At 39.0% G+C, this 13118-nt stretch carries 12 protein-coding genes; 4 read left to right on the forward strand and 8 right to left on the reverse strand.

Features of this window, described 5'->3' with window-relative positions; all coding sequences use genetic code 11:
• Window positions 1-15 precede the first annotated feature (15 nt).
• The gene (locus Q0192_RS02040) at window positions 16-564 is read right to left on the reverse strand and encodes a hypothetical protein (RefSeq protein ID WP_299285319.1); all 549 of its coding nucleotides are present in this window, start codon (window positions 562-564) and stop codon (window positions 16-18) included.
• A 634-nt stretch (window positions 565-1198) separates the two neighbouring features.
• Between Q0192_RS02040 and Q0192_RS02045 the strand changes: the two genes are divergently transcribed.
• A complete protein-coding gene (locus Q0192_RS02045; protein ID WP_299285322.1) occupies window positions 1199-1846 on the forward strand; it encodes an alpha-ketoglutarate-dependent dioxygenase AlkB in 648 nt (215 codons plus the stop codon).
• Here Q0192_RS02045 and Q0192_RS02050 read toward each other — a convergent pair.
• From Q0192_RS02050 to Q0192_RS02070, 5 genes are all read right to left on the reverse strand, one after another.
• Window positions 1843-2835, reverse strand: coding sequence for a nucleotide kinase domain-containing protein (locus tag Q0192_RS02050; protein ID WP_299285325.1), 993 nt, complete (start codon window positions 2833-2835; stop codon window positions 1843-1845). The genes Q0192_RS02045 and Q0192_RS02050 overlap by 4 nt on opposite strands.
• A 457-nt stretch (window positions 2836-3292) precedes the next feature.
• Window positions 3293-4171, reverse strand: coding sequence for a glycosyltransferase family 2 protein (locus Q0192_RS02055; protein WP_299285328.1), 879 nt, complete (start codon window positions 4169-4171; stop codon window positions 3293-3295).
• 235 nt (window positions 4172-4406) lie between these two features.
• Complete coding sequence (locus Q0192_RS02060; protein WP_299285331.1) at window positions 4407-5381, reverse strand: glycosyl transferase family 90; 975 nt, start codon at window positions 5379-5381, stop codon at window positions 4407-4409.
• 483 nt (window positions 5382-5864) lie between these two features.
• A complete protein-coding gene (gene dxs, locus Q0192_RS02065; protein WP_299285334.1) occupies window positions 5865-7793 on the reverse strand; it encodes a 1-deoxy-D-xylulose-5-phosphate synthase in 1929 nt (642 codons plus the stop codon).
• A gap of 82 nt (window positions 7794-7875) precedes the next feature.
• Complete coding sequence (locus Q0192_RS02070) at window positions 7876-8028, reverse strand: hypothetical protein (RefSeq protein WP_299285337.1); 153 nt, start codon at window positions 8026-8028, stop codon at window positions 7876-7878.
• Window positions 8029-8098: 70 nt separating this feature from the next.
• Here Q0192_RS02070 and glyA point away from each other — a divergent pair, with 70 nt between their 5' ends.
• Complete coding sequence (gene glyA / locus Q0192_RS02075) at window positions 8099-9370, forward strand: serine hydroxymethyltransferase (protein WP_299285340.1); 1272 nt, start codon at window positions 8099-8101, stop codon at window positions 9368-9370.
• 285 nt (window positions 9371-9655) lie between these two features.
• Here the strand turns inward: glyA and Q0192_RS02080 are convergent, their stop codons facing one another.
• Both Q0192_RS02080 and rlmN read right to left on the reverse strand, forming a co-directional pair.
• Window positions 9656-10354 carry a ComF family protein gene (locus tag Q0192_RS02080; protein ID WP_299285343.1) on the reverse strand — a complete coding sequence of 233 codons (699 nt, stop codon included), beginning with the start codon at window positions 10352-10354 and terminating at the stop codon, window positions 9656-9658.
• A gap of 38 nt (window positions 10355-10392) precedes the next feature.
• Entirely contained in the window at window positions 10393-11442 is a 1050-nt protein-coding gene (gene rlmN / locus Q0192_RS02085) for a 23S rRNA (adenine(2503)-C(2))-methyltransferase RlmN (protein ID WP_299285346.1), read from the reverse strand.
• A 112-nt stretch (window positions 11443-11554) separates the two neighbouring features.
• On the opposite strand from rlmN, the gene Q0192_RS02090 reads away from it, so the two are divergent.
• Complete coding sequence (locus Q0192_RS02090) at window positions 11555-12748, forward strand: amidohydrolase family protein (protein WP_299285349.1); 1194 nt, start codon at window positions 11555-11557, stop codon at window positions 12746-12748.
• Window positions 12749-12816: 68 nt separating this feature from the next.
• The gene (locus tag Q0192_RS02095) at window positions 12817-13107 is read left to right on the forward strand and encodes an acylphosphatase (protein WP_299285352.1); all 291 of its coding nucleotides are present in this window, start codon (window positions 12817-12819) and stop codon (window positions 13105-13107) included.
• Window positions 13108-13118 lie beyond the last annotated feature (11 nt).

Consider the following 13118-nt stretch of genomic DNA (forward strand, 5'->3'; position numbering starts at 1 on the left):
CAATTTACTGCTTTTTTAGCAGTTGCACAACCTTTTTCCTAAATGCACTACGGGTTTATCTAAGTATTTTTCAAACTGCTGGTAAACATACTTGTGGTCTAAATAATTTTGGTGTAAGTCCTTGTCAAAGCAAACTGTTACAAGATTAATGTTGTCTATTACTGTCCATTTAGAAAAAGTAACTTTTTTCTCGAATTCTGTATTATGGTTTCTAAGCTCCGGAATAGCTTCAAGTAATGCAGTTTTTCTTCCAATTGTTGGACTAGCTCCTAAAATATCTTTTTGTGTTGATGAACCATAAAACATAGTTTTATTTGGTGTGCTTCCTCTTTGATAGGTTTGGTTGTACTTCTGCGGCTTATAACTTAACTCTTTTATATTGGAAAATCTTTCTCCTAATTCATTGGGTCTAACTCGTATGACTTCATAGTTAGGATGTAGGGTATTCATCACAAGCCCTGCTTTACCAATTTTTCGCAGTTCAGCTAAAACATCAGTGTAAGGATAAATTTTCAAATCCAATTTTTGAAGTGCAGTTATAATTTCTTGGGCTGGTATCATCATTTAATTTGTTAAGACAAATAAATTTAAACACAAAAAGATCAGTAGCCATTACAAAAAAACGAAGGAATTCATGTCATTTAGGTTACTGGGTTAAAAATCAGTTTTTCTCTCTTTTAGCTGTTACAATAAACTATTACACAAATTACATTACACCTATTCAAAGTTTTTAGCGGTTTAATTGTAGCAGTTAACTACATGCAGTGCTAAAAGGCAACAAAAAAACAATACACAAGATCCTTCAATATGCCTAAGATTGGATTAATAATGATGCTTCTTTTACCCTATAAAAATTGGTGCTTACATCAATTTAACTCAACCAAAAACCAAACGCTTATCATTTTTTAGGTGATAAAAGAAGTATCGAAAATAATTTGAACAGGCCCTAAGCACGGAAATAAAACAGGTAAATTTCGGGTGTACTGTTTTTTATGCCATAAAAGAAGCATCAGGAAGCAATCGTTTATGTCGTCCTTTTTACCGCTAATTTTTTTATTTGGGTAGAGATAGAAGCTGCGTTATAACCGCATTCTACAAATAGTTGTTAAACATTTTAAACTTAACCAAACGCTAATTGTTAACCTTCGAAAATCTTTTGCTTTTATTTTTTGCCACAAGCAATTTTAATTATTTGAAAATGGAAACAGCACTACCAGGTTTGCTACTCTATCCTGATTTTATAGATCAATCAATGGAAGATCAATTATTAAATGAAATTGACAGTCAAATATGGGTTGTTGATTATGCAAGAAGGCTGCAATATTATGGTTACCGCAATGAGCTGGACGAGCCTTATGATCTGATCGAATTTCCGGTTGCTATGCCTCCCTTGATCTACCAGTTATCACAGAAAATCGTGGAGCAAAAAATTTTAATCAACCAACCCGACCAGGTTATTATTAATGAATATGTTCCGGGAGAAGGCATCAAACCACATAAGGACAGGGCTTATTACGAAAACCAGATTTGCGGTGTAAACTTGGGAAGCAGTTGCATCATGCGGTTCATCAAAGGGAAAAACCTGGAGGTGATTGACGTGGAGGTTCCGAGGCGTTCTTTGTATATTATGCAGGATGATGCCCGGAAGAAGTGGAAGCATGGCATACCGCCCAGAAAGAAAGACGTTGTAGATGGAAATGTACAGCATAGGGAAAGAAGGGTATCCATCACTTACCGCAAGGTAAAACCTGGGAAAGTACACCCTATCAACCCCGAAGGCAAAGTGGCCAGACTACTACAAGAGAAATTTAACATAAGCCCTGAACTAACAACAAATCAAAGTTAAGCTGATTGTCCGGTACTTCTTCCCAGTTTATCATTCAAGCCCCATTTGGGCGGAAAGAAATAGCTGATACCGTAGTAATTGCCTAAGTAAAGCTGCTTAATCCTCGTTCTGCCGGAAAGTCCGCCCACTTCGGGATGGGCTACCCTTGCATACTTATCCGTTTCACAAAATAAGTTCTGGCAATCAATCAATTGAAGGCGCCTGCCCCACAAACTTTTAAAACTGATACCCAGGCGTTCAAATTCCTGTTCCTGGCGTTCTGTTACATATTTAATTACATCGGCTTCGGTATAACCGCCTAAACTTTTAAAACATTTTCGGATACCGTCTTTTGCACCCGGGCCGGGCATCACAAAATCCATTTCACTAAAATTGGTAAGGTTGCTGTAGTTGATATCAATGGCATACTGGTAAGCTAAAAATGGCCCCAACAAGGGGAAACTTAACAATAGCCGGTAAACGGCCTCAAGTGAGGTTGCTTCCTGAACCCGTTCCGCTAAATGCCCATGCATCATTTGTTCAACCAATTTCAAGTGGTTCTCGTGTTTTCTATCATTACCAAACGAACTCTTTCCCGAAGCCATCATATAAGCGCCCGAGTAAACGGTCTCGCCTGCTTGCAGCACCTGATGCAGAACTTGGTTGTAGGATTTAAAGGAATAGTTTTCCCAGGTTAACAGGCCTAATTCGTGGCTTAATATTTCCCAAGTTTCTATTTTATTAAATAACTTAAACAGTAAAATGCGGAACAGAACTTCATCGGGGCTTTGATCGCCGTGATAAATGACCCTGCTTATCAGATATTGGCTTACACGGTCAGCAGCACGATAAGCGTTCGTGAATTTATATTTAAGCAGTATCGGATCATTCGTTAGCACCGTTTTTCCTGCAATCCGGTTAAAGAAAATTTCCTGGCGTTCTGCTGCAAACTTCCAGTAGGTATCCAACACGTAAGTAGCAACCGGAAATTTTTTTACAACGGTGATCATAACTTCAAATTTAAAACAAGCAAGTCCAAACCAATAAGTTTAATGCAGTTATCCCCCACAGTAGGATTTTCGGTACTGTTTTTACCCTGTCAAATTTTAGAAAATGAAGGTTTTGGAACTTTTGTTTATCCCAATTCATTTCATCTTTTTTCTAAAAACGACTGAAAATTGGTTTAATACTTTGAAATTTAAAAGAGTTAGCTGATAGTTGTGTTAAGCAGGAATCGTTAAACTCCTCTACTTAACATTCACCAGGTTCTTATAAAAAAATCCCAGGAGTTTCATCTGTTAAAAAAGATTTGGTATTTGAAAAGTACAAACAAGCTTTAATTTAGCAAAATTACAATACAAAAATTTGGTTAAGATTTTTTTTAAGAAGTTTAAAGCTTCGCTATCAGGGGAAGCAGACAAATCCCTTTAATAAAATTGTGGTTATTTAAAGAAGGAAAAAAAAGTATCAACCAACAATTTTATAGTTTCTATATTCTCCTATACGCCAACCTGTAATTTCTTCAACCTTTTGCAGTAATTTTCTTCTAAAAGTCATGCTTTTTTTCAATGATTTGTTTTTAAAATCTAAATGCCAGTTAGTTGCAGTAATCCTTTTTTGCATAACAAGGGGATGACTTTCAGAAAATTTGATTAGTTTATCAGCATTTCCATAATCAAATTCATAGGTCTCGGGTAGGTTTTGCGCTACCCATTCATCGTCATGATAAAATTTATTAAAATTTCTTATTTTATTATTTAAACCGGTATGCGGTTTGGCCCATCCGTAATGGTAGATATAAGCATCTATTAACTTTACTCTTATTTTACGATCATTTAAACGAAACCCTTGCGCATCTCTATAAGCTTTGACTCCTTTAATATTTTTTATTAATCTTATTTCACGCCTGTACCAGCGTCTTGAATGCCCATAATAATCATAAGAGCCATAAAAATGAATGTACTTGAATAATAAACCCTCAATAGTTGAGTCATTCAAGGTTGATTCCATTTCTCTTTTAATTACAGGATAATATTTTTCATGTACTATTTCATCTCCTTGAATATAAAATGCCCAGTCAGTATCTGAGGAAATTGCATTAAATGCTTTATCTGTTTCTAATGCAAAAACTTTTCCTCCTTCTTTTAAAGAATCGTCCCAAACAGAATCTATTATTTTTATAATGGGCGAATTGATGTTTTCAATTAATTGTCTTGTACCATCATCAGAGTTACCTACAACAACAATAAACTCGTTACATAGTGGCAGAATAGATGCTATTGCCTCAACTATTGGATAATCATTTTTAACAGCATTTCTGATAAATGTAAAACCGGATACTTTCATATCATAAAATTATAAATTAACACGCACTATCTTACCAAAGGTTAATATTGAAGTTGTTTAAACTTTTTGTTTTTTTAAGAAAAAGGATTGTTCTGAGGGGGATGACCTTAATCTTTTGCGATAAAAGAAGTATCCTGAAAAATCACAACATAAATAAGGTTAAACAAACTTATAGAAAAAAATGCTTTTATTGTTGGCACAACTAAAATCTATTTTTTAAATTAACGTTCAAAATTCAAATGGAAAGTTTATCTATTTGGGATGTAAAATAAAAATATTTTTCCAATACTAATAAGGATATTACGGCCTCCTTTTCTATATTAAAAAATTGTCTTACATATTGGTTAGCATTGTTTACAATAACCTGGGCTTCTTCGGTACAAGTGATGTAATACTTTAATCTCTCTTCAAGATCCGAATAATCATCTTTAATTAAAATATAATGAAAATCAGGAATTAATCTTCCTTCCATAAACCACGTTTCGTATTTGGGTTTGCTCATTACAGCTATTGAGCTGGAAGACATAACCCATTTTAGGTTTGTAGCTACATCATTACCTTCAAGGCATAGGATAAACTTGTATTCTAAATGTGCACTTATAGAAATTTTGGGTTTAAACCACGCTGTATTGCCACCTTCTTTATTAACCTGACCTAAATTACACAACGGATGATTAAAATACATATCCATAAACCTTATTCTATGAGGTTGAGTGATAGTTCCCCGGCCGATGAGCATACTTTTTTTTTCTGAAAGATTTTTATGATCGTGAATAAAAAAGAAATGTCTCTTTTTATCCAAGTTTAGTAGTATTGCGTTATTATTAGCACCAGCTACAGGTCTGCTTTTTTGTATAGTTGGGAATTCAGGAATGCTAATTACATCGCCAAAAAGAACGCTTGCTTTAAGGCTTTTTTCAAAATAACGCGTAAACTCAAAAGTGTCAAAACGATATGCTTTAGGACCTTTAAGGGTTTGAATTTCTTTTATGGGAATCGCGCGCTCGTCGGCTTTTGTAAATTGTTTGAGTTTATTGTAATAGTTGACCCTATCAGTTATATAAGCCTTTTCATATTTTTGAATAGTTAATAGTTTTTGAGGAAGTGAATTTTCATAAAGCACGACTGGAATAACTTGTCTTAAAAAGTTTTTGATATAATACAGAAACTTATTCTTTTTTAATTTTAAACTTACTTCCTGAAAAAACATATTTAAAAACAATAATAGAGTTTTCGCAATAACTATTTATTAGCCTTTGTCTGTATTTATAAAAGTAAATTCTTCCCAGAAATTTGGCTAATGTACATCAGGGAAACCAGAAAACTTTTGATTGCTAAAAAAGAAAGATTGTTATGAAAAAAAGTGAGTTCACGGAAGCGCAGGTTGTCTTTGTGATTTAACAATAAGCGTAGTTTTTTAGCGGTTTAATTGTAACAGTTGGCTATATGGAGTGCCAAACGGCAAAAAGAAACAATACACACGGCACTTCGATATGCCCGGGATTGGATGAATTATGATGCTTCTTTTACCCTATAAAAATTGGTGTTTGTATCAATTGAACTCCATAAAACCAAACGCTTACCATTTTTTAGGTGATAAAAGAAGCATAGCAACTCACTTGAACCGATCCTAAGCCCGGAAATAAAATAGACAAATTTCAGGCGTGCTAATTTTTATGCCATAAAAGAAGCATCACGAAGCAATGGTTTGTGTTGCTCTTTTTACCGCCAATTTTTTTACCTGGGTGGAGATAGAAGCTGCATCGTAACCGCATTCGGCCCAAAGTTCGGGCTGCTCGCCGTGTTCGATAAAACGGTCGGGGATACCCAAACGGATTACTTTGGCTGCATAACCATGATCAGCCATAAACTCGATTACCGCGCTTCCCATTCCGCCTTGCAGGCAACCGTCTTCCACCGTAATTATCTGCTCAAATTTTTGGAAAACTTCGTGCAGCATTTCTTCGTCCAGTGGTTTTACAAAACGCAGATCGTAATGTGCCGGATAAATGCCTTCCTGGTTTAAGGTTTGTACTGCTTTTACCGCCTCATTTCCAATGGTACCGATGGTTAAAATGGCTACTTCTTCTCCGTCGCAAATCCTTCGGCCTTTGCCGACTGGTAAAGCTTTCATCGGTTTTTGCCAGTTTACCATCACGCCGTTGCCGCGCGGATAACGGATCGAAAACGGCCCCATGTTTTCCTGCTGAGCGGTAAACATCAGGTTGCGTAGCTCTTCTTCGTTCATCGGTGCCGAAACAATCATGTTCGGGATGCAGCGCATAAAAGCCAAATCATAAGCACCATGGTGCGTTGGCCCATCGGCGCCAGCCAATCCGGCGCGGTCCAAGCAAAAAACAACGTTTAGTTTTTGTATCGCCACGTCGTGAACGACCTGATCGTAGCCACGCTGCATAAAACTGGAATAAATATTACAAAACGGCACCATACCTTGCGTAGCCAAACCAGCCGAAAAAGTAACGGCGTGCTGCTCGGCAATGCCAACATCAAAAGCACGTTCCGGCATCGCTTTCATCATCAAATTTAAGGACGAGCCGGAAGGCATGGCAGGCGTAATGCCCATGATCTTTGGATTGTTTTCGGCCAGTTCGATAATTGTCAACCCAAAAACGTCCTGGTATTTTGGTGGCTTTGGTTTATCGTAAACAGGTTTTTTTATTTCCCCAGTGATTTTGTCGAACAAACCTGGCGCGTGCCATATCGTTTGATCCTTTTCAGCCAAAGCATAACCTTTGCCTTTTACGGTGATGCAATGCAGCAGTTTCGGTCCGGGGATATCTTTCAAATCCTTTAAAACCTTAACCAGTTGTTTTACATTGTGCCCGTCAACTGGACCAAAATAACGAAACTGTAAAGACTCAAAAAGATTGCTGTTTTTAAGGATCGTTCCTTTGATGCTTTTCTCAATTTTTTTGACAATTTTAAAAGCATCCGGGCCGAGAGCGGAGATTTTAGTTAAGATCTGAGCCGCGTCATCCCGGAAACGGTTATAAGAACGGGAAGTTGAAATGCCTGTCAGATACTCTTTTAAAGCACCTACATTCGGGTCGATAGACATGCAGTTATCGTTCAAAATAACCAGCAAGTTAGAATTTTCGATACCGGCGTGGTTTAAAGCTTCAAAAGCCATTCCGCCCGTCATCGCGCCATCACCAATTACGGCAACATGCTGGCGATCGTGCTCGCCTTTGCGGTGCGAAGCCACAGCCATGCCCAAAGCGGCAGAAATAGAAGTGGAAGAGTGGCCAACGCCAAACGTATCGTAAATGCTTTCGGCACGTTTCGGGAAACCGCTGATGCCTTTATACAAACGGTTGGTGTCAAAAATTTCGCGGCGGCCGGTCAGGATTTTATGGCCGTAAGCTTGGTGGCCAACATCCCAAACCAATTGGTCATAAGGTGTATTTAAAACGTACTGCAAGGCAACCGTTAGCTCGACCACGCCCAAGCTTGCACCAAAATGGCCGCCGTTTACCGATACAATATCAATAATATACTGCCTTAATTGATTGGCAATTTCGGTAAGGTCTTCTTCATTAAATTTCTTTAAATCAGAAGGGTAGTTGATCTGCTCTAAAAGGTTACCCGCCTGTACTTTCATTTATCCGTTATACTTTGTTCGATATACAAATCTAGGTTATTTGGTCAAATAACCGTTACAGGATTCTACGTGTGATGGCTGTTTATGTTTGAGTGTTTAATTTTTTCTTTAGCGCATTTAAACTTCCTTTTAAAGAAAAACTCTCAGCAACCCTAATTTCTAAAAAAATACCGATAAAAGAAGCATCTGCATTTACAAATGTTTTCGCCGGGGCAGATACTGTTTTTACCGGCAAAAAATTAGTAAACCTAAATTTGATACAAGGGATTAAAATAGGCTAAATTTGGCCGTCCATAAATCAAAACATGAAAAGAGATAAATTAATATTCAGGCTTTTAGACGAGGAACAGGAACGGCAGGAAAACGGCATCGAATTGATTGCTTCCGAAAATTTTGTGAGCAAACAAGTGATGGAAGCAGCAGGATCGGCAGCAACCAACAAATACGCAGAAGGCTTGCCCGGCAAACGTTATTACGGCGGCTGCGAAATTGTGGACGAGATTGAAACCATTGCCATAGAACGTGCCAAGCAATTGTTCAATGCCGAATGGGCAAACGTGCAGCCGCATTCTGGCGCGCAGGCAAACGCCGCTGTTCTGCTGGCTTGTTTACAGCCCGGCGATAAAATTTTAGGCTTTGATTTATCTCATGGCGGACATTTAACACATGGTTCGCCGGTTAATTTTTCGGGGAAATTGTACAAACCGTTTTTTTATGGGGTGAAAAAAGAAACCGGTTTGATTGATTACGAACAGTTACGGGAAGTTGCTTTGCGCGAAAAACCAAAACTGATCATTTGCGGCGCTTCGGCTTATTCGCGCGATTGGGATTATGAGTTCATTCGAAAAGTGGCCAATGAAATTGGCGCTTTGGTTTTGGCCGATATTTCCCATCCTTCCGGTTTGATTGCGCGAGGTTTGCTTGCAGATCCGCTTCCGTATTGCCATATTGTAACCACCACTACGCATAAAACTTTGCGCGGCCCGCGTGGCGGTTTAATTTTGCTGGGAAAAGATTTTGAAAACCCATTCGGCTTGAAAACACCAAAAGGCGAAACACGGATGATGTCTTCCGTTTTAGATATGGCCGTTTTTCCGGGAACGCAAGGCGGGCCGCTGGAACATATTATTGCTGCCAAAGCCATTGCCTTTGGCGAAGCTTTAAGCGATAAATACATGAAATATATTGTGCAGGTGAAGCAAAATGCTGCCGCCATGGCCGAAGCTTTTGTAGAATTGGGCTACGAAATTATTTCGGGCGGAACGGATAATCATTTGATGCTGATTGACCTTAGGAACAAAAACGTAACCGGAAAAGCTGCCGAAACAGCTTTAGATAAAGCTGACATCACCGTAAATAAAAATATGGTTCCGTTTGATGATAAATCGCCATTTGTTACTTCGGGTATCCGTGTTGGCACGCCGGCCGTTACCACGCGCGGCATGAAAGAAAAGCAAATGAAAAAAATTGTGGAACTGATTAACGAAGTGCTCACCAATATAGAAGATGAAGCGCACATTGAAAAAGTGAAGAAACAGATACATGAACTGACGAAGAAGTTTCCGTTGTATTTGTAAGGGGCTGTTTCAATTTCATTCAATAATCTTTTGGCTAAAGCCAAATTTAATCTTCATTTATTCCACGGCCTAAAGGCCGTGGCAATTTAACCACTTCAATTTACAGATTTTTTGTACCTGCTGATAATATCTCGTCCTAAAACGCAATTCAATTATTAATTGCCACGGCCTTTAGGCCGTGGATAAATGGAGCAAGGATTGGCTTTAGCCAAAAATATAAGAGTTCTACATGGATTGTATTACTGCTGTTTTTACCACACTAAATTTGATGTGCTAAAAGAAGCATCAAGTTGCAACGGCAATACTTGCAATACTGATGCGGACACCGGGAACTTCCAGCAAAACGTTACAACAAGCTTCTAAAGTTGCGCCGGTGGTAATGATATCATCCACCAATAAAATATGCTTTCCTATTAATGTTGAAGGGTTTTTTACGGAAAAAACTTCCTTCATATTTTCATAACGGGAAATGCGGGATTTTTTGGTTTGGCTTTCCGTGCTGCTTACCCGGATTAAATTATCAATCGAAACTGGAATGGATATTTTTTCTGAAAGCCCTTCTGCAAAGCTTAAACTTTGGTTGTAACCTCGTTTTAACTGTTTTTGCTTGTGCAACGGAACCGGAATGATGACATCTGCCGAAGAAAATATTAGATTTTCAAACAAACGCTTTCCGGCCAGCTTGCCTAAATAAACGCCAACTTCGGGTTTGTTTTTGTATTTAAGTTGGTGCATCAGGTTTTGTACGCGGCTGCCTTTGCTAAAATAAAGCAAAGCAGCGGCAGCTTCTAACGGAACCCTTCTCCAAAATTGCTGTGCAACTGTATTATCAGCATTCAAATGAAAATCGGTATAAGGCAAATGGTACAGGCAATCTGCACAAATCAAATCCTCGTTGCGGTACAAACTTTTGGCACAAGCTTGGCAAAGCTCCGGGAATATCAGCGAAACAAAATCGGCAAAATAAGTTTGTCGTAAGTTCATTTTTGCTGATGCTTCTTTTATCGGTATAAAATTGGTATCTATTGCTGTTTTACAGCTAACTGTCCGCAAGCAGCGTCAATATCTTTGCCGCGGCTCCGGCGGATGTTTACGTTGATGCCTTGCTTGCGTAAATAAGCGGCAAAAGCATCCGTTTTATCTTCGGCCGTATTGGTAAAAGCAGCAAAAGAGATCGGGTTATATTCAATGATGTTTACTTTACAAGGTAAATGCTTGCAAAAAGTGGCCAGTTCTGCGGCATCTTCCAAACTATCATTAAAGTTATCAAACAAAATGTATTCGTAAGTAACTGGGTTTTTGGTTTTGGCGAAGTAATATTTCAAGGCTTCGGCCAACGCTTTCAATGAGTTTTGCTCGTTGATCGGCATAATCTCGTTGCGCTTTTTATCGTTTGCCGCATGCAGCGAAAGGGCAAGGTTAAACTTCACGTTATCATCCCCAAGCTTTTTGATCATTTTGGCGATGCCGGCCGTGGAAACCGTGATCCTTCTGGCGGCCATGTTCAACCCGTCTTCTGCCGTAATCCGCTCGATAGATTTTAAAACATTGGCGTAATTCAACAACGGTTCGCCCATGCCCATGTACACAATATTGGTTAGCGGCTGGTTGTAATTGGCTTTGGATTGCTGGTCTAAAAGCACCACCTGATCGTAAATTTCGTCGGGGTTTAAGTTTCTTTTCCGCTCCATATAACCTGTTGCACAAAATTTACAGGTTAAACTACAGCCAACCTGCGAAGAAACGCAGGCCGTCATCCGTTCTGGCGCAGGTATCAATACACCTTCAATTAAATTATTATCATATAATTTAAATGTATTTTTTATCGTTTTATCGTTACTAAACTGAGAGTTATGTATTTTTACCGCGTTAATAGTGAATTGTTCTTTCAACTTCTGGCGTAACTCTTTGGAAATGTTGCTCATTTGGTCAAAATCAGCAGCCGATTTCTCCCAAAGCCAAGCATAAACTTGTTTCGCACGGAAACTTTTTTCGCCTAACGCGGCAAAACTTTTTTCCAGTGCTTCCAATGTTAAGCCGCGTACGTCAATTTTTTTATCTGTTACTACCACCTTACAAAAATACGACTATAAAAACAGTAGTATTTTATTTTTTGATTTTATTACAAAAAACCAATACCTGTTACCTGCTAATCCTAAGTTTATTACCAAGCCGAAATGCCACATGAAAAAGTTTACTGCTGATTACGTTCTGACTGCCTGTGGCAGCCCGATCAAAAACGGAAGCGTTGTTGTTGATGACAACGGAAAAATCCTGAAAGTTGAAAACCCTGAAAATCCACCTGTTACGCCCCATGAACTTCTTTACCGGGATTTGCCAACCGAAAAACTAAGCGGCGTTTTAACACCTGGCTTTGTAAATACGCATTGCCATTTAGAACTGTCGCATTTAAAAGGAAAAGTCCCGGCCGGCGAAGGTTTGATCGAATTTATTGGCAACGTGCAAAAACTGCGCAAAGCCGATGAAAACGAAGTGAAAGAAGCGGCCGCCAAAGCAGATGAAGAAATGGAACGCAACGGTATTGTTGCCGTTGGCGATATTTCCAACAGCGCGGTTACGGCTTCGGTAAAAACGAAAAGTAAGTTGTATTACCATAACTTTATCGAGGTTTATGGTTTCGACCCCAAAAATGCCGATGCTGTTTTTAGCAATGCTTTATCGGTGCAAGAGCAGTTTAAGCCTTTGGCTTCTTCCATCACGCCGCACGCCGCCTATTCAGTTTCAAAAGAGTTGTTTAAACTAATCCGAAAAGAAGCAGAAACAACAAACTCTGTACTTACGATACACAACCAGGAAACCGACGAGGAGAACAAGCTGTACCGTTACAAACAAGGCAGTTTCCTGGATTTTTATGAACGTTTGGGCATTGATATCTCCTTTTTTAAACCGCAGGCACGTGATTCTATCCAGTCTATCCTTCCGCTGCTGACCAATCAGCAAAACGTGCTGATGGTGCACAATACCTACACCAACATGAAAGATATTTACTTTACGCGCCGTTTCGACCGTAAAATAAACTGGTGTTTTTGCCCAGATGCCAATTTGTATATTGAAAATACGCTGCCAAAAATCAGCATTTTTACCAATCATGGTTTCAACATTACGCTGGGGACCGATAGCCTAGCTTCCAATACCGAACTTTGTATTTTAAAAGAAATGCGAGTGCTGCAACAGCATTTCCCAAATTTATTGCTGGAAAATATGGTACAATGGGCCAGCAGCAACGGTGCAAAATTTTTGGGGATTGATGAGGAGAAAGGAACCTTGGAAAAAGGTAAAACACCGGGTTTAAATTTGATCACCAACTTAGACCGATTGAAAATTACGCCCGAATCTAAAGTGCGAAAGCTGGCTTAATCAAAACCGGTTTGTTATTTTTGGCAATACTGTTTTTAGCAGGGTAAAATTAGCAGGGTAAAAGAAGCATGGTCAAAAAACATTTAGATATAAAAGTTAGCGGCAAAGTTCAAGGTGTTTTTTACCGCGCAACAACCAAAGCCGTTGCAGACCAGTTAGGCGTAAAAGGTTTGGTATCGAACGAGGCTGACGGTTCGGTTTATATCGAAGCCGAAGGCGATGCGCCGATGATAGAAGAGTTTTTAGCATGGTGCCACGAAGGCCCGGACCGCGCGCGCGTGGAACACGTAGAAAGCAGCGAAGGCGAAATGAAAAACTATCGTAATTTTGAAGCCGTAAAAAAGAATATGCAGCCGTAGTTTTTAGGAGT

This window comes from uncultured Mucilaginibacter sp., assembly GCF_937859865.1.
In the GTDB taxonomy this organism is placed as follows: domain Bacteria; phylum Bacteroidota; class Bacteroidia; order Sphingobacteriales; family Sphingobacteriaceae; genus Mucilaginibacter_A.

What these genes read in the sequence shown, in the direction of transcription:
- Q0192_RS02040 (WP_299285319.1), bottom strand. Translation starts at nt 564, where the DNA reads ATGATGATACCAGCCCAAGAAATTATAACTGCACTTCAAAAATTGGAT.
- Q0192_RS02045 (WP_299285322.1), top strand. Translation starts at nt 1,199, where the DNA reads ATGGAAACAGCACTACCAGGTTTGCTACTCTATCCTGATTTTATAGAT.
- Q0192_RS02050 (WP_299285325.1), bottom strand. Translation starts at nt 2,835, where the DNA reads ATGATCACCGTTGTAAAAAAATTTCCGGTTGCTACTTACGTGTTGGAT.
- Q0192_RS02055 (WP_299285328.1), bottom strand. Translation starts at nt 4,171, where the DNA reads ATGAAAGTATCCGGTTTTACATTTATCAGAAATGCTGTTAAAAATGAT.
- Q0192_RS02060 (WP_299285331.1), bottom strand. Translation starts at nt 5,381, where the DNA reads ATGTTTTTTCAGGAAGTAAGTTTAAAATTAAAAAAGAATAAGTTTCTG.
- dxs (WP_299285334.1), bottom strand. Translation starts at nt 7,793, where the DNA reads ATGAAAGTACAGGCGGGTAACCTTTTAGAGCAGATCAACTACCCTTCT.
- glyA (WP_299285340.1), top strand. Translation starts at nt 8,099, where the DNA reads ATGAAAAGAGATAAATTAATATTCAGGCTTTTAGACGAGGAACAGGAA.
- Q0192_RS02080 (WP_299285343.1), bottom strand. Translation starts at nt 10,354, where the DNA reads ATGAACTTACGACAAACTTATTTTGCCGATTTTGTTTCGCTGATATTC.
- Q0192_RS02090 (WP_299285349.1), top strand. Translation starts at nt 11,555, where the DNA reads ATGAAAAAGTTTACTGCTGATTACGTTCTGACTGCCTGTGGCAGCCCG.
- Q0192_RS02095 (WP_299285352.1), top strand. Translation starts at nt 12,817, where the DNA reads ATGGTCAAAAAACATTTAGATATAAAAGTTAGCGGCAAAGTTCAAGGT.